Consider the following 18,660-nt stretch of genomic DNA (forward strand, 5'->3'; position numbering starts at 1 on the left):
GGCCGTCCGTGCCCGCATCGTCCCCGCCCCGAAGGACTTCACCATGACGGACCTGCACCACCAGCCCGCGACGGCGTCCCCCCTGCGGCAGGCCGGCCGTTCGGACCCCGCGGCGGGAGGCGCCGCGGACCGCCCCGCGCCGCACCCGCCGCTCGGCGAGCTGTTCGCCGCGTGGGCGGCCCGCACCCCGCAGGCCCCCGCGGTCACCGACGGCCGGCGGACCTGGAGCTACCGGGACCTGGCGGCACGGGCCGAGCGCCTGGCCGGGGAACTGGTGCGGCGCGGGGCCGGGCCGGACCGGACGGTGGCGCTGGTCCTGCCGCGCTCGATCGACCTCGTCGCGGCCCAGCTGGCCGTGGCCCGGGCGGGCGCCGCCTTCCTGCCCGTGGACCCGGACTACCCCGCCGAACGCCGGGCCCTGATGCTCGCCGACGCCCGGCCCGCCGTGGTCCTCGACGACCCGGCCGAGGTCCGCGCCCTCCTGGCCGACGGCGCCACGCACCCGGCCCCGGAGCCGGGCGCCGCGGTGGACGCCGACCACGCCGCGTACGTCATCTACACCTCCGGCTCCACCGGGACGCCCAAGGGGGTGACGGTCACCCACCGGGGCATCGGGGGCTTCGCCGCGGCCGCCGCCGAGCGGTACGCCGTCGGCCCCGGCGACCGGGTGCTGCAGTTCTCCTCGCCCAGCTTCGACGCCTCCGTCCTGGAACTGTGCATATCCGTCCTGTCCGGCGCCACCCTGGTCGTCCCCCCGGACGGTCCCTGGCTGGGCGACGAGCTCGCCGCCGTCCTGGACGAGCACCGCATCACCCACGCCCTCATCCCGCCCGCCGCCCTCGCCACCCTGCCCGACCCCGCCGAGACCGGCACCGCCCGCCACCTGCGCACGCTGATCGTGGGCGCCGAGGCGTGCCCGGCCTGGCTCGTCGACCGCTGGGCGCCCGGACGGCGCATGATCAACTCGTACGGGCCCACCGAGACCACCGTCGTGGCCACCTGGACCGGGCCGCTGTCCGCGGGCGGCGGCGCCCCGACGATCGGCGGTCCCCTGCCCGGCACCGAGGCCCACGTCCTGGACGCCGCGATGCGGCCGGTCCCGCCCGGCGCCGACGGCGAACTGTACGTGGGCGGCGACGGCGTGGCCCGCGGCTACCTCGGCCGCCCCGGCCTGACCGCCGCCCGGTTCGTCGCCAGCCCCTTCGGGCCGCCCGGCGCCCGGCTCTACCGCACCGGCGACCGGGTGCGCCCGACCGCGGGCGGGGAGCTGGAGTTCCTCGGCCGGCTCGACCGCCAGGTCAAGCTGCGCGGCTTCCGCATCGAGCCCGGGGAGATCGAGGCGGCCCTGCAGCGCCACCCCGCGGTGCGCGACGCCGTGGTGGTGGTGCGCGAGGACGAACCGGGCAGACAGCGGCTCGTCGGCTACGTCACCCCCGCCGACCCGGCACGGGCCCCGCACCCCGGCGAACTGCGCGCGGCGGTCGCCGCCGCCCTGCCGGCGCACCTGGTGCCCTCCGCCGTCGTCGTCCTCGACGCCCTGCCCCTCACCCCGCAGCGCAAGGTCGACCGGAACGCCCTGCCCGCGCCCGGCCCCGCGACCGCCGAGGGGCACGTCCCGCCGCGCACCCGCGAGGAACGGATCCTCGCCGCCATCTGGGCGGACGTGCTCGGGACCGACGCCGTCGGCGTGCGGGACGACTTCTTCGACCTGGGCGGCGACTCCGTCCTCGCCGCCCGGACGCTGGCGCGGATCCGGGACGAACTGGGCGTCCGGCTGTCGGTGCGCGACGTGTTCACCGCCCGCACCGTCGCCGACCTGGCCCCGCTGGCCGGCGACCCGGCCGCCGCCGCGCCGCCGGACCCGATCCCGCCCGCCCCGCGCGGCCGGCCGCTGCCGCTGTCCAGCGGACAGCGCCGGCTGTGGTTCCTCGACGACCTCACCGCCGGCGGCACCGAGTACAACACCGGCGTGGCGCTGCGGCTGCGCGGACCGCTGGACACCGCCGCGCTGCGCCGCGCCCTGGACCGGCTCGCCGCCCGCCACGACGCCCTGCGGACCACGTTCACCACGGTGGACGGGCAGGGGATGCAGCGGGTCGGCGACGCCGCCGTCCTCCCGCTGCGCACCGCCGACCTGGGGCAGACGCCCGCCGGGCAGCGCGACGGGGCCACCGAGCGCCTGCTGGCCGAGGAACTGAGCCGCCCCTACGACCTGGCGGCCGGACCGCTGACCCGGGCCCTGCTCGTCCGCCGCGCCGACGACGACCACGTGCTGCTGCTCGCCCAGCACCACATCGTCACCGACGGCTGGTCGGTGGGCCTGCTGACCCGCGACCTGGCCGCCCTGTACGCCGCGGAGACGTCCGGCGCCCCGGACGGCCTGCCCGCGCCCGCCGTGCAGTACCCGGACTTCGCCGCGTGGGAACAGCGGCGGCCCGCGGCCGCCGACGCCGACGACCTCGCGTACTGGCGGCGGCACCTCGCCGGGATGCAGCAGCTGGACCTGCCCACCGACCGGCCCCGGCCCGCGGTGCGCACCACCGCCGGCGCCGCCCACCGCCACCGGATCCCGGCGGACCTGGTCACCCGGCTGCGGCAGCTGGCCGCCGGCCGCGGCACGACCGTGTTCACCCTGTTCGCCGGGGCGGCCGCCGTGCTGTTCTCCCGGTACTCCGGGCAGCGGGACGTGGTGTTCGGCACCGTCACCAACGGACGGGACCGCCGGGACCTGGAGGACGTCGCCGGCTTCTTCGTCAACACCGTGGTGCTGCGCGAGGAGGTGGACGACACCGTCACGGTCGACCGGTTCGTGGAGCGCGTGCGGGCGACCGTGCTGGACGCCTTCGCCCACGGCGGCGTGCCGTTCGACCGCGTGGTGGAGGAACTCGCCCCGCCCCGGGACCCCAGCCGCACCCCGCTGGTGCAGGCGCTGGTGGTCCAGCAGACGGCTCCCGCCCACCCGCCACAGGCCGGCGGGGTCCGCATCGAGGATCATCCGCTGCCCCGCCCCGCCGCCCGCTTCGACCTCGTCCTGGAGTTCGCGCCGCGCCCGGACGGCGGGTACGAGCTGACGGTCGAGTACAACACGGACCTGTTCGAGGCGCGCACCGCCGAGCGGATGAGCCGTCACCTGCACCGCCTGCTGGACGGCATGGCGCAGGGGCCGCACCGCAGACTCGCCGAGCTCCCCCTGCTGTCGGACGACGAACGGCGCACCCTGCTGGACGCCTGGAACCCGCCCGCGGACGCCGGGCAGGCCCCCGCGGACGCCACGCTGCCCGCGCTGTTCGAGGCCCAGGTGGCCCGCACGCCGGAGGCGACCGCCGTGACCTGCGGCGATCAGCGGCTGTCCTACGCCGAGCTGAACCGCCGGGCCGACCGCCTGGCCCGGTCGCTGACCGCCCGCGGCGCGGGCCCGGAGACGCTGGTGGCGCTGTGCCTGCCCCGCACCGCCGACCTGCTGCCGGCCCTGTGGGGCGTGCTGAAGTCGGGCGCGGGCTACCTTCCCGTGGACCCCGCCTACCCGGCCGAGCGCATCCGCCTCATGCTCGCCGACGCCGCCCCCGCCCTCGTCCTGGCCGCCCGCGAGACCGCCGGGGCGCTGCCCGAGGGATGCCGGCCGCTGATCCTGGAGGACTGCCTGGCCGGCGACGGGGACCCGGCGGACCCGGCGGGCCCGGACCGGGCCCGGCCGCTGGACCCGGAGCATCCCGCGTACGTCATCTACACCTCCGGCTCCACCGGCCGGCCCAAGGGCGTCGTGGTCACCCACCGCAGCGTGGCGGCGCTCGCCGCCTGGGTCCGGGAGCGCTTCGGCGCCCGCCGCCTGGCCCACGTCGTGGCCTCGACCTCGCTGAACTTCGACGTCTCGGTGTTCGAGCTGCTGTGCCCCCTGCTGGCGGGCGGCACCGTCGAGGTGGTCGCCGACCTGCCGGCCCTCGCCGACGGGCCGGGCCCGCGCCGGGCCGGACTGGTCAGCGGCGTGCCGTCGGTGGCCGGCCGGGTGCTCACCGGCGCCGCCGTCGAGGCGGACACCGTCGTACTGGCCGGCGAGGCGCTGCCCGCGCAGACCGTGCGGGACGTGCGGCACGCCATGCCCTCCTGCGAGGTGGCCAACCTCTACGGGCCGACGGAGGCCACCGTCTACGCCACCGGCTGGTTCGCCGACGGCACCGTGCCCGAGCAGGCGCCGCCGATCGGCAGACCCGTGGCCCGCACCCGCGCCTATGTGCTGGACCGGCTGCTGCGCCCGCAGCCCCCCGGCGTCACCGGAGAGCTGTACCTCGGCGGCGACGGCCTGGCCCGCGGCTACCTCGGCCGCCCCGGCCTGACCGCCGCCCGGTTCGTCGCCGACCCCTTCGGCCCGCCCGGCAGCCGCATGTACCGCACCGGCGACCTGGTGCGGTGGAGCGCCGACGGCGAACTCGAATACCTCGGGCGCGTCGACCAGCAGGTCAAGGTGCGCGGCTTCCGCATCGAACTGGGCGAGGTGGAGGAGGCGCTGCGGCGCTGCGCCGGCGTCGCCGAGGCCGCCGCCGGCACCTGGGAGAGCGACGGCCACCGGCGCCTGGCCGGCTACGTCGTGCCCGCCGAGGGAGCCGACGTGACGCCGGAGGCGGTCCGTCGGGAACTCGGCCGTACGCTGCCCGACTACCTGGTGCCCTCGACCGTCGTGGTGCTGTCCGCCCTGCCGCTCAACCCCAACGGCAAACTGGACCGGGGCCGGCTCCCCGCCCCGGGGCCCGCCGGGCACACCGCGCGGCACGTCCCGCCGCGCACCCCCACCGAGCGGACCCTCGCCGCGATCTGGGCCGAGGTCCTGCACGTCGAGCGGGTCGGCGCGGACGACAACTTCTTCACCCTGGGCGGCGACTCCATCCTGAGCATCCAGGTGGTGGCCCAGGCCCGGCAGGCCGGCCTGACGGTCACCTCCCGGGACGTCTACCGGCACCAGACCGTCGCCGCCCTCGCCCGGTGCGCGGACGCGGCCGGGACCCCGCGAACCGCCGCGCCGGCCGCCGTGCCGGCCACCGGACCGGCGCCGCTCACGCCCATCCAGCGCTGGCTGTTCGACACCGCCGCCGAGCGGGCCGGCCACTACGCCCAGACGCTGTCGCTGGAGCTGGCCGCCCCGGTCGACGCCGCCGCGCTGGAGGACGCCCTCAACGACCTGGTCGCCCACCACGACGCGCTGCGCTCCCGCTTCACCGCGGACGGCACGCCCGCGGCCGGCGGCCCGGGCGTGCGCTGGCACATCGCGGAGGAAGCGCCCCGCGTCCGCCTGGCGCACCACACCGGGCCGGACGCCGACACCCCGCACCTGGGCCCCTTCGACCTGCGGCACGGCCCGCTGCTGCGCGCCGTGCTGCACACCAGGGGAGCGGACCGGCCGCCCGTGCTGCACCTGGCCGTCCACCACCTGGTGGTCGACGGGGTCTCCTGGCGCCTGCTGCTGGAGGACCTGGACCGGGCCTACCGGGCCCGCCGCGCCGGACACGACGGCGCGGCGGCGCTGCCGCCCCGGTCGTCGGCGCTGCGGCACTGGGCCCGGCGGCTGGCCGCGCACGCCGCCGAGGGCGGCTTCGACGACGAACGCGCGTACTGGGCGAGGGCGACCGCCGGCGCCGCGACGGCCCTCCCGGCGGACCTGGCCGGCGCCGGCACCTACGCCACGGCCCGCGAGGTGACCGTGCGCCTCACCCCCGAGGACACCGCCGCCCTGCTGCGCACCCTGCCCGACACCTACCGCACCCGGGTCAACGACGTGCTGCTCGGCGCCCTGGGCCGGGTGCTGTGCGCCTGGACCGGGCACGACCGGGTGCTGGTGGACGTCGAGGGGCACGGCCGCGAGGAGCTGTTCGCCGACGTCGACACCAGCCGCACCGTCGGCTGGTTCACCACCCGCCACCCCGTCGCCCTCGCCGTCCCCCCGGACGCCGGCTGGGACGCGGTGCTCAAGCAGGTCAAGGAACAGCTGCGGGCCGTGCCCCGGCACGGCCTGGGACACGACGCCCTGCGGTACCTGGCCCCGTCGCCGGCGCCCGCGGCGGAACCCGGCGCGCAGATCAGCTTCAACTACCTGGGCCGGTTCGCGCCGCCGGACCGCCCGGACGGCCTCTACCGCGCCGTGCTGCGCCCGCTGGAGCTGGACGCGGACCCCGCGGCCGAACGCCCGCACCCGCTGGAGGTCATCGGGCGACTGACCGACGACGCCCTGGAGTTCACCTGGGTCTACAGCGAACGGCTGCACCGGGAGGAGACCGTCGCCGCACTGGCCGGGCGGTTCGCCGACGCGCTGGCCTCGCTCGCCCGGCACGCCGCCCGGCCGGGCACCGGCGGCCGCACCCCCTCCGACTTCCCGCTGGCCGCGCTCGACCAGGCGGCCGTGGACCGGATCACGGGGGCCGACCCCGCGGCCGTCGAGGACGTCCACCCGCTCACCCCCACCCAGGCCGGGATGCTCTTCCACGGCCTGGGCCACGACGACCGCGGCACCTACTTCCAGCAGCTGACCTTCGTCCTGGACGGCGTGCCCGAGCCCGCCGCGCTCGCGGACGCCTGGCAGCGGGTGACGGACGCCACGCCGGTGCTGCGCTCCCGCGTCGTGTGGCAGGACGTGCCCGAACCGCTGCTGGTGGTGCACCGGCACGCACCCGTGCCGGTCACCCGGCTGGACTGGCGCGACCTGTCCGACGCCGAACGGGAGAGCCGGCTGCGCGAGCTCATGGCCCGCGACCGCGAGCACGGAGTCGACCTCGCCCGGGCCCCGCTCCAGCGCCTGGTGCTCGCCCGGGTCTCCGACACCGCCGTGCGCGTGGTGTGGTCCTTCCACCACCTGATCCTGGACGGCTGGAGCCTGTTCCAGGTCCTCTCGGACGTCTTCGCCCGCCACGCCGGCCAGACGCCCCCCGACCGCCGGCCCTTCCGCGACTACGTGGCCTGGCTGCGCGACCGCGACCCGGCCGAGGCCGAACGGCACTGGCGGGCCCGCCTCGACGGCCTGGCCGGGACCACCGCCCTGCCCTTCGACCGCGAACCGCGCGAGACCCACCGCGCGGAGTCCACCCGGGCGGTCCGCGTCACGGTGCCCGAGGCCACCACCCGGGCCCTGGCGGAGACCGCCAGGAACGCCGGCCTGACCCTGAACACCCTGGTGCAGGGGGCGTGGGCCGTCCTGCTGAGCCGTCAGACGGGCCGCGACGAGGTCGTCTTCGGCACGACGGTCTCCGGGCGGCCCGACGAGCTGGCCGGGGCTGACACCATGACCGGCCTGTTCATCACCACCCTGCCCGCCCGCGTCACGGTGCCGCGCGACACGGCCCTGCCCGACTGGCTGCGCCGCCTCCAGCAGGAGCAGAGCGAGGACCGGCGCTTCGGCCACGTGCCGCTCACCCGGCTGAAGGCGTTCACCGCGCTGCCCGAGCGGTCGGCCCTGTTCGACAGCATCGTCGTCTTCGAGAACTACCCGGTCGACGACGGCCTCGCCGCCGCCCACGGACTGCGCCTGAGCGGCCTGGACGGCATCGAGACCACCAACTACCCGCTGAGCCTGGTCGCCTACCCGGGCGAGCGGCTGGCCCTGCGCCTCGGCTACGACCCCGAACTGTTCGACGCCGCGACGGTCGCCCGCATGGGCGAGTACCTCACCGTCCTGCTGGAAGGCATGGCCGCCGAGCCGCTGCGCGCGCCCGCGCGGCTGCCGCTGCTCACGCCCGAGCGCCGCGAGCAGGTCCTGCGCACCTGGAACGACACGGCGGCCGACGTGCCCGAGGCGACGACGGGCGAGCTGTTCGCCGCCCAGGTGCGACGCACGCCCGACGCCGTCGCCCTGGAGGCCGGGGACGAGCGCCTCACCTACCGGGAGCTGGACGGGCGGGCCGCGCGCCTCGCCGCCCGGCTCGCCGCGCTCGGGGTGGCCGCCGAGCGCCCGGTGGGCGTGCTGATGGACCGCTCCGTCCCGCTGGTCGTCGCCCAGCTCGCCCTCGTCCGCACCGGCGGCGTGTACGTCCCGCTGGACGGCAGGGCGCCGGGCGAGCGCCTGCGGCGGACGATCGCCGAGGCCGGCGCGGACCTGCTGCTCACCGACGGCGCGTGGGAGGAGACGGCCCGCGCGGTACTGCCGGAAGGGGCGGTCGTCCGGGCGGACCTTCCGCCGGCCGGGGCCGAACCGTCCGGCGCCGGGCCGGCCGCCGCCCCGGCCCCGCACCCGGACAACGTCCAGTACCTGATGTTCACCTCCGGCTCCACCGGCACCCCCAAGGGCGTCGCCGTGCGCCACCGGGACGTCGCCGCGCTCGCCCTCGACCGGGCCTTCGCGGGCCACGACCGGGTGCTGGTGCACTCCCCGCACGCCTTCGACGCCGCCACCTACGAGCTGTGGGTGCCGCTGCTGCGCGGCGGCACGGCCGTCCTCGCCCCGCCCGGCGACGTGGACGCCGCCGTGGTCCGCCGCGCGATCACCGAGCGGGGCGTGCGGTGCCTGTGGCTGACCGCGGGCCTGCTGCGCCTGCTCGCCCAGGAGGACCCCGCCTGCCTGCGCGGCGCCCGGGAGGTGTGGACCGGCGGCGAGGCCGTGCCGGGCGCGGTGGTGCGCCGGGTCCTGGACGCCTGCCCCGGCCTGGCCGTCGTCGACGGCTACGGCCCCACCGAGACCACCACCTTCGCCACCCGGCGCGTCTTCCGGGCCGGCGACCCGCTGCCCGCGGTGCTGCCCATCGGCCGCCCGCTCGACAACACGCGGGTCTACGTCCTCGACGACGCGCTCCAGCCGCAGCCGCCGGGCGTGCCCGGCGAGCTGTACATCGCCGGCGCCGGACTCGCCCGCGGCTACGCCGGGCGGCCCGGCGCGACCGCCGCCCGCTACCTGGCCGACCCGTTCGGCCCGCCCGGCGGGCGGATGTACCGCACCGGCGACGTCGTGCGCTGGAGCGCCGACGGCGAACTGCACTTCGTGGGCCGCGCCGACGACCAGATCAAGATCCGCGGCTTCCGCGTCGAACCCGCCGAGATCGAGGCCCGGCTCACCGCCCACCCGGCCGTGGCCGAGGCCGTGGTGTCGGTGCACGCCCACGACGGACGCAAGCGCCTGGCCGCCCACCTGGTGCCCGCCGCCGGGACGGCCGTGCCGTCGGCGGCCGAGCTGCGCGCCCACGTCGCGGCCGAACTGCCCGACTACATGGTGCCCGCCGCGTTCGTCACGGTGACCGAGCTGCCCCTGACCGCCAACGGCAAGGTGGACCGGCGCCGGCTGCCCGCCCCCGACTGGTCGGGGGCCGGCGGCACCGCCTACCGGGCGCCGCGCACCGACGCCGAACGCGTCCTGGCCGCCGTCTGGGCCGAACTGCTCGGCGTGGCCCGCGTCGGCGTCGACGACAACTTCTTCATGCTGGGCGGCGACTCGATCCTCAGCATCCAGGTCGTCTCGCGCGCCCGCGCCGCCGGTCTCGCGCTGACCCCCCGGGACCTGTTCCGGCATCCCACGATCGCGGCACTGGCCGCCGCCACCGGCACCGCCGCGCCCGTCGCCGGGGCCGCGCCGGTGACCGGGGACGTCACCCTCACGCCCATCCAGCGCTGGTTCCTCGACCCCGGGCCCGCGCACCCGGAGTTCTTCGACCAGTGCGTCGTCGTGGAGAGCCCCGGCGACCCCGACCCGCAGGCCCTGCGCCGTGCCCTGGCGGCCCTGTGGGCCCACCACGACGCCCTGCGCACCCGGTTCGTCCGGCGCGACGACGGCACCTGGCACCAGCACTGCCCCGCCCCCGACGAGGAGCCGCCCGGACTGCTGCGCGTGTGCGACCTCGCCGGGCTCGACGCGGCGGCGGCCGAGGAGACCGAGGCCCGCCTGACGGCCGAGACGCACGCCGCCTTCCGGCTGGACACCGGGCCGCTGCTGGCCGCCCGCCTGTTCACCCGCACCGGCGGCCGGCCCGCCCGGCTGCTGCTGGCCGTGCACCACCTGGTCGTCGACGGCGTCTCCTGGCGCGTGCTGCTGGAGGACCTGGAGACCGCCTACCGGCAGGCCCGCGCCGGGGAGCCGGTGCGCCTGCCGGAACGCACCACCTCCGTGCAGGAGTGGGCGCGACGGCTCGCCGCGCACACCGCCGCCGGCGGCTTCGCGGCCGAACGCGCGCACTGGGAGGCCGTCGCCCGGCACTGCGCCCACCCGCTGCCCACCGACTCCGACGGCGGCAACACCGCCGCCGACCTGCGGGCGGTGACGGTCCGGCTCGACCCGGACCGCACCGGCGCCCTGCTGCGCGAGGTGCCCGGCGTCTACCGCACCCGCGTCGACGACGTCCTGCTCACCGCGCTCGGCCGCGTCCTGGCCGACTGGACCGGACGCGGCACCGTCGCCGTCGGCCTGGAGGGCCACGGCCGGGAGGACCACCTGTTCGACGACGTCGACCTGTCCCGCACGGTCGGCTGGTTCACCACGCTGTTCCCGGTCGCCCTCGACGTGCCGCGCCCGGACCGGGGCGACTGGGGCCCGGCGCTGAAGTCGGTCAAGGAGCAGCTGCGATCCGTGCCGGGCCGGGGCCTGGGCTACGGCGCCCTGCGCCACCTGGCCGGGGACGACCGGCTCGCCGCCGCGCCCGCGCCCGGCATCAGCTTCAACTACCTGGGCCGCTTCGACTGGTCCGCCGACGACGGCGCCGCCCTGGTCCGCTCCGTGCCCGGCGGCCTGGACGGCGCCGACGCGCCCGAGGCCGAGCGCCCGCACCTCCTCGACGTCGTGGCCCGCGTCCACGACGGCGAGCTGGAGATCACCTGGCACTACAGCGCCGGCCGCCACCACGAGCACACGGTCGCCGGCCTCGCCACGGGCATGCTGCGCGCGCTGGAGGACATCGTCGCCCACTGCCTGCGCCCCGGCGCCGGCGGCCGGACCCCGTCGGACTTCCCGCTGGCCCGCCTGGACCAGGCGGCCGTGGACCGGGTCGTCGGGGACGGCCGCGCCGTCGCCGACCTGTACCCGCTGACGCCGATGCAGGCGGGCATGCTCTTCCACAGCCTCATGGACCCGGAGTCCCGCACCTACGTCAACCAGGTGCAGCTGGTGCTGCGCGGCGTCACCGACCCGCACGCCCTCGCCGAGGCCTGGCAGCGCACCGCGGACGCCAACGCGGTGCTGCGCACCCGGCTGGTGTGGCAGGAGACCGCCGAACCGCTCCAGCTCGTGCAGCACCACGCCACCGTGCCCGTCACCCACCACGACTGGTCCGGCCGGCCCGCCGAGCGGTGCGCCCGCGACCTGGACGCGCTGCTGGAGGCGGACCGGCGGGCCGGCGTCGACCTGACGGCGGCGCCGCTGATGCGGCTGACCCTGATCCGGCTGTCCCCGGACCGGGTCCGCGTGGTGTGGACCTTCCACCACGTGCTGCTCGACGGGTGGAGCGCGGCCCAGGTCTTCGACGAGGTCTGCGAGCGGTACGCGGCGCTGACCGCCGGGCGCCGCCCCCAGGTCCCGGACCGGGCCCCGTTCGGCGCCTACCTGCGCTGGCTGGCGGGGCAGGACACCGCGCGCGCCGAACGCCACTGGCGTACGACCCTGGCCGGTTTCTCCGCCCCCACCGAACTGCCGCGCGACCGCCGCCCCGCCGAGGCGCACCGCACCTCCTCCACCGGGTCGGTGACGGTGACGCTCGACGCCGACCGCTCGGCGCGGCTGCGCGAGACCGCGCAGCGCGCCGGGCTGACCCTCAACACCGTCCTCCAGGGCGCCTGGGCGCTGCTGCTGTCCCGCTACGGCGGCGGTGACGACGTGGTCTTCGGCACGACTGTCTCCGGCCGGCCCGCCGCACTGCCGGGCGTGGAGACCATGGTGGGCCTGTTCATCAACACCCTGCCCACCCGGGTCCGCGTCGACGGGCGGCGCGGACTGCTGGAGTGGCTGGGCGAGCTGCAGGCCGCCCAGTCGGAGGCGCGGCGCCACGACTTCGTCTCCCTCGCCCAGCTGCAGTCCTGGAGCGAGGTGCCGGGCGGCACGAACCTGTTCGACAGCATCGTCGTCTTCGAGAACTACCCGTTCGACGAGGGCGCCCTGGCCCGGCACGGACTGGCGATCGAGCACGAACGCGACGTCGAGCCGACCAACTACCCGCTCAGCGTGGTCGTCGCCCCCGGCGACCGCCTGACGGTGGCCCTGGACTACGACCCGGCCGCCTTCGACGCCGAGACGGTCGAGGAACTCGGCGCGAGCCTGCGCACGCTGCTGACCGGCATGGCCGCCGACCCGGACCGCTCCCTGGCCGACCTGCCGCTGATGGACCCGGCGCGGGGCCGCGCCCTGCTCGACCGGTTCGGCGGGCCGGTGGTGCCCGCCCCGCACCGGACCCTGCCCGAGGTGTTCGAGGAGCGGGCCGCCCGCGTCCCCGACGCCGTGGCCGTCCTGGCCGGGGACGAGTCGCTGACCTACCGGGAGCTCGACGAGCGCGCCAACCGGCTGGCCCGGCTGCTCGTCGAGGCCGGCGCCGGACCCGAGCGATTCGTGGCGCTGGCGCTGCCGCGCACCGCCGACCTGATCGTGGCACTGCTGGCGGTCCTCAAGAGCGGCGCCGCCTACCTGCCGGTGGACCCCGGCCACCCGGACGAGCGGCTCGCGTTCCTCTTCGCGGACGTCCAGCCGGCCGCCGTGGTCACGACCACGCAGACCTCCGGCCGGCTGCCCGACGGCCCCTACCGGCGGATCACGCTGGACGACCCGGACTGCGCCGGCCGCCTGGCCGCCGCGTCCCCCGCCGCGCTCGGCGACGCCGACCGGACCGCGCCGCTGCTGCCCGCCCACCCGGCCTACGTCATCCACACCTCCGGCTCGACCGGCCGGCCCAAGGGCGTCGTCGTCGCGCACGCGTCGGTGGTGGCGCTGACCGACTGGGCCGCCGCCGAGTTCGCCGGGCGGGGCCTGGACCACGTGGTGGCCTCGACCTCCCTCAACTTCGACGTGTCGGTGTTCGAGATCTTCTCGCCGCTGCTCGCCGGCGGCCGCGTGGAGGTCGTCCGCGACGTCCTCGCCCTGGCCGAACGCCCCGGCCCGTGGCGGGCGGGACTGCTCAGCGCGGTGCCCTCCGCCCTCGGCCGGCTGCTGACGGACGACACGGTCCGGGTCACCGCCGACACCGTCGTCCTGGCCGGGGAGGCGCTGCCCGCCGCGACCGTCCGCCAGGTGCGCGCGGCGGTGCCCGGCTGCCGGGTGATGAACGTCTACGGCCCCACCGAGGCCACCGTCTACGCCACCGCCTTCACCTGCGACCCGGCCGACCCCGACCGGGTCCCGCCGATCGGCCGGCCGGTCGGCGGCGCCCGCGCCTACGTCCTGGACGGCCGGCTGCGCCCGGTGCCCCCCGGCGCGCCGGGCGAGCTGTACCTGGCCGGGACCGGCGTCGCCCGCGGCTACCTGGGCAGGCCCGGCCTGACCGCGTCCCGCTTCCTGCCCGACCCGTACGGCCCGCCGGGCAGCCGCATGTACCGCACCGGCGACCTGGTCCGCCGGACCGCCGGAGGGGACCTGCTGTACCTGGGCCGTTCGGACGACCAGGTGAAGGTGCGCGGCTTCCGCATCGAACTGGGCGAGGTGGAGGCCGCGCTGGCCCGGCACCCGCGGGTCGCCGCGGCCGCCGCCCGGGTGGTGGACCGCGACGGGCACCGGCGGCTGGTGGCGTACGCGGTGCCGCGCGGCGGCGACGCCCCCGACCCCGCCGAGCTGCGCGCCTTCCTGCGGCGCACCCTGCCCGACCACCTGGTGCCCGCGGCCGTGCTGCCGCTGGAGCGGCTGCCGCTCGGCGCCACCGGCAAACTGGACCGGCGGGCGCTGCCCGAACCCGTGTGGGCGGCCCCGGCCGCCGGCGCGGCCGGCCGGCCGCCGCGCACCGGCACCGAGAAGACGCTCGCCGCGATCTGGGCGGACGTGCTGGGCGTGCCCGACGTCGGCGCCGACGACAACTACTTCGCGCTCGGCGGCGACTCCGTCCTCGGCATCCAGATCGTCTCCGCCGCCCGCCGGGCCGGGCTCGCGCTCACCCCCCGGCACCTGTTCACCCACCAGACCGTCGCCGAACTGGCCGCCGCGGCCGAGGACCTGCCCGCCCCGCGGGTCACCGCCGAGCAGGGCGCGGTCGTCGGCGACGCGCCGCTCACCCCCGTCCAGCACTGGCTGCTGGACACCCTCACCGGCGACCCGGCGCGCTTCACCCAGGCGGTCTCCTTCCAGCTGGCCGCCGACACCGACGCGGACCTGCTGCGCGCCGCCCTGGCCGCCGTCCTCGACCACCACGACGCGCTGCGCCTGCGGTTCGAGCAGGCCGGCGACGGGCGGTGGCGCCAGTACGGTGCCGCGCCCGGCGACGCGCCCCACCTGGAGGTCCACGACCTGCCCGACGCCCTCGCGGTGGACGGCCTCGCCGACCGGCTGAGCGGCGGATTCGACCTCGCCGCCGGCCCCCTGCTGAAGGCCGCGCTGTGCCGCCCGGGCGACGGCGCGCCGCCCGTGCTGCTGCTGGCCGCCCACCACCTGGTGGTGGACGCGGTGTCCTGGCGCGTGCTCCTGGAGGACCTGGACGCCGCCTACCGGGCGCTGCGGGCCGGGAAGGCGCCGGACCTCGGGCCGAAGACCACCTCCTTCCGCGCCTGGGCGCAGCGGCTCACCGCGCACACCGCCGCCGGCGGCTTCGACGACGAACTCGCCCACTGGCGGGACCTCGCGTCCCTCGCGGACGACGCCCCGCTGCCCGCCGACCACGCCGGCCCCAACACCGCCGCCGACGAGGAGACCCTCACGGCCGGCCTGGACGGCGAGGACACCCGGCGCCTGCTCCAGGAGGTGCCGGACGCCTACCGCACCCGCGTCAACGACGTCCTGCTCACCGCCCTCGGCCGGGTCCTGGCCCGCTGGACCGGCCGGGACCGGGTCCTGGTGGCGCTGGAGGGCCACGGCCGCGAGGACCACCTGTTCGACGACGTCGACCTCGCCCGGACCGTCGGCTGGTTCACCACGATGTTCCCGGTCGCCCTCGACGTGCCCCGCGACGCGGACACCGGGACCGCGCTGAAGTCGGTCAAGGAGAGCCTGCGGGCGGTGCCGCGCGGCGGACTGGGCTACGGCGCCCTGCGCCACCTGCACCCCACGGCCGGCGCGGACCTGCCCGGTCTGCCGCAGATCGGCTTCAACTACCTCGGGCAGCAGGACGGGAACACGGCCCCCGGCGGCCTGCTGCACGGGCCGCACGGCCCCCTGACGGGCGGCATGGACCGTTCCGCGGACCGGCCGCACCTCATCGACGTGCTCGGCCGGGTGACCGGCGGGCGGCTGGAGTTCACCTGGGCGTACTCCCGCGGGGTGCACCGGCGCGAGACCGTCGCCCGGCTGGCGGACGAGCTGGTGGAGGAGTTGCGCGGGATCGTGCGGCACTGCGCCGAGCCCGGCGCCGGCGGCCGCACCCCGTCGGACTTCCCGCTGGCCGGGCTCGACCAGGCGGCCGTCGACCGGCTGGTGGGCACCGGCCGCGACGTGGTGGACGTCTACCCGCTCACCCCCACCCAGACCGGCATGGTCGTCCACACCCTGGACGCGCCCGGAGAGGGCCTGTACGTCGAGCAGATCACGTTCGTGGTGGACGGGGTGCGCGAGCCGGAGCTGCTGGCCGCCGCCTGGCAGCACGTCGTGGACCGCACGCCCGTGCTGCGCACCGCCGTGGTGCTGAGCGGGGTGCCCGTGCCGCTCCAGGTCGTGCACCGCACCGCCGCCCTGCCGGTCACCGGGCACGACTGGACCGCCCTGGCCCCGGCCGCGCGCGACGCCGCACTGGAGCGGCTGCTCGCCGAGGACAAGGCGCGCGGCCTCGCCCTGGACCGGGCGCCGCTGCTGCGCCTGCACCTGATCCGCCTCGCCGAGGACCGGGTGCGGGTGGTGTGGACCTTCCACCACGTCCTGCTGGACGGCTGGAGCGTCTTCCACGTCCTGTCGGACGTCCTGGCGAGCCACGCCGCGCTCGCCCGGGGCGAGCGGCCGCGCCTGCCGGAGCGCCGCCCGTTCGCCGACTACGCCGCCTGGCTCGCCGGCCGGGACACCGCCGAGGCCGAGGACCACTGGCGCGCCGCGCTGGCCGGCCTCACCGCGCCCACCCCGCTGCCCTACGACCGCCGGCCCGGTCCGGGCGCCCCCGCCCGTTCCGGGACCTGGCTGTCCGCCCGGCTCGGGGCGGCGCAGACCGCCCGGGTGCAGGACTTCGCGCGCCGCCACCGGCTCACCCTCAACACCGTGGCGCAGGGCGCCTGGGCGCTGCTGCTGGCCCGCTGGAGCGGCGAGCGGGAGGTGTGCTTCGGCACCACCGTCTCCGGGCGGCCCGCCGACCTGCCCGGCGCCGACACCATCACCGGCCTGTTCATCACCACCCTGCCCGCCCGGGTCACCGTGGACGGCGACGCCCCCCGCGACGCGTGGCTGCGCGCGCTGCAGACCGCGCGGGCCGAGGACCGCCGCTTCGACCACCTCCCGCTGACCGAGGTGCAGCGCCTGGCCGGACTCCCCGCCGGGACCGCCCTGTTCGACAGCCTGCTGGTGTTCGAGAACTACCCGGTCGGCGACGCGACCGCGGGCGAGCACGGCCTCGCGGTGCGGGACCTGGACGCCCGCGAGGCCACCAACTACCCGCTCACCGCGGTGATCTCGCCCGGTGACGAGCTGGTCGTCGAACTCGGCTACGACCCGCGGTACTTCGAGGAGGCCACGGCCCGCTCCCTCGCCGGCCAGCTGCTGCACACCCTGCACGCGCTGGCCGCGGCGGACGACGCGGTGCGCCTGGACGCGCTGGACGTGCTGCCGCCCGCGCAGCGGGCGCGGCTGCTCGACCCGCCGGCCCGGCCCGCGACCCCGCCCCCGGCCCCCGTGCCGCTGCCCGCGCTGATCGAGGCCGCGGTGGACCGGTGGCCCACGGCCGCGGCGGTACAGGCTCCGGGCCTGCTGCTCACCTTCGCCGAGGCCGAACGGCGGGCCAACCGCCTGGCGCACCACCTCATCGCCCGCGGCGCGGGCCCCGGCGACCTCGTCGCCCTGGTCCTGCCGCGCTCGGCGGACATGGTCCTCGCCCGGCTCGCGGTGGCCAAGGCGGGCGCCGCCTTCCTGCCCGTCGACCCCGCCTACCCGCCCGAGCGGGTCGCGCTGATGCTGCGGGACGCGGCCCCCGCCGTCACCCTCGACGCCGAGGAGACGGCCGCCCTGCTCGCGGCGGGCCCCGGCGGCTTGGAGCACCGCCCCACCGACGCCGACCGCACCCGGCCCCTGGACCTCGACGACCCGGCGTACGTCATCTACACCTCCGGCTCCACCGGCACCCCCAAGGGCGTGGTCGTCACCCACCGGGGCCTGGCCGCCTTCGCCGCCGCCGAGGCCGAGCACTACCAGGTCGCCCCCGGCGACCGGGTGCTGGCCTTCGCCACGCCCAGCTTCGACGCCTCGGTGCTGGAGCTGTGCATGTCCCTGCCGCAGGGCGCCCGGCTGGTCGTGCCGCCGCCCGGCCCGCTGCTCGGCGCCGAGCTGGCCGGAGTGCTGCGCGACGAGCGCATCACCCACACCCTGCTGCCGCCGGCCGCGCTCGCCACCCTGCCGCCGGACACCCCGGGCACCCTGCCCGACCTGAAGACCCTGACCGTCGGGGCCGACGCCTGCGGCGCCGACCTGGTGGCGCGCTGGGCGCCGCACCACCGGATGGTCAACTCCTACGGGCCCACCGAGGCCACCGTGGTCGCCACCTGGTCCGGTCCGCTCCGGCCGGACGGCGCCGCGCCGCCCGTCGGCCGCCGCCTGCCCGGCACCCGGGCCTACGTCCTCGACGCCCGGCTGCGGCCGGTCCCCGACGGCGTGCCGGGCGAGCTGTGGCTGGCCGGCCCGGCCCTGGCCCGCGGCTACCTGAACCGGCCCGGCCTGACCGCGGCCCGCTTCACCGCCGACCCCTTCGGCCCGCCCGGCACGCGCATGTACCGCACCGGCGACCTGGTACGGCGCGACGCCCGCGGCGAGCTGCACTACCTGGGCCGCACCGACCACCAGCTCAAGCTGCGCGGCCACCGCGTGGAGGCGGGCGAGGTCGAGGCCGCCCTGGCGCGCCACCCGGCCGTGCTGGACGCGGTGGTGAGCGTGCGGGAGGACGAACCGGGGCTGCCGCGCCTGGTGGCCCACGTGCTCGCCGCGCCCGGCGCCGAGCCGCCCGCCCCGGCCGATCTGCGGGACCTGGCCGCCCGCACCCTGCCCGCGCACATGGTCCCGTCGGCGTTCGTGGTGATGGACCGCTTCCCGCTCACCGAGAACGGCAAGACCGACCGGGCCGCCCTGCCCGCCCCCGCGCCCGACGACGCCCGCGGCGCCGGGGACACCGGGCACGTCGCGCCCCGCACGCCCACCGAGGAGGCCCTGGCCGCCCTGTGGGAGGAGGCCCTGCACACCGGCGTCGGCGCCGAGGACGACTTCTTCGCCCTGGGCGGCGACTCCCTGCGGGCCGTGCTCATCGCCTCCCGCGCGGGCGAGATGTTCGGCGTGACCCTCACGCCCCGCGACGTCCTGGTCCACCGCACGGTCGCCGCCCTGGCGGACCTGGTGGAGGAGCAGGTGCTCAGCGAACTCGAAGACGCCGCACGCGGCGACAGCGACCCCGACGAACGGTGAGGACC

At 77.7% G+C, this 18,660-nt stretch carries 1 protein-coding gene; it reads left to right on the plus strand.

The window, feature by feature from the left end; genetic code table 11:
• Positions 1 to 43: 43 nt before the first annotated feature.
• Positions 44 to 18,655 (plus strand): non-ribosomal peptide synthetase, encoded by an 18,612-nt coding sequence (locus tag ABD363_RS17915; RefSeq protein WP_344604656.1) that lies wholly within the window; start codon positions 44 to 46, stop codon positions 18,653 to 18,655.
• Positions 18,656 to 18,660: the final 5 nt, after the last annotated feature.

The sequence above is a fragment of the Streptomyces glaucus genome, from assembly GCF_039533365.1.
Taxonomy (GTDB): Bacteria; Actinomycetota; Actinomycetes; order Streptomycetales; family Streptomycetaceae; genus Streptomyces; species Streptomyces glaucus.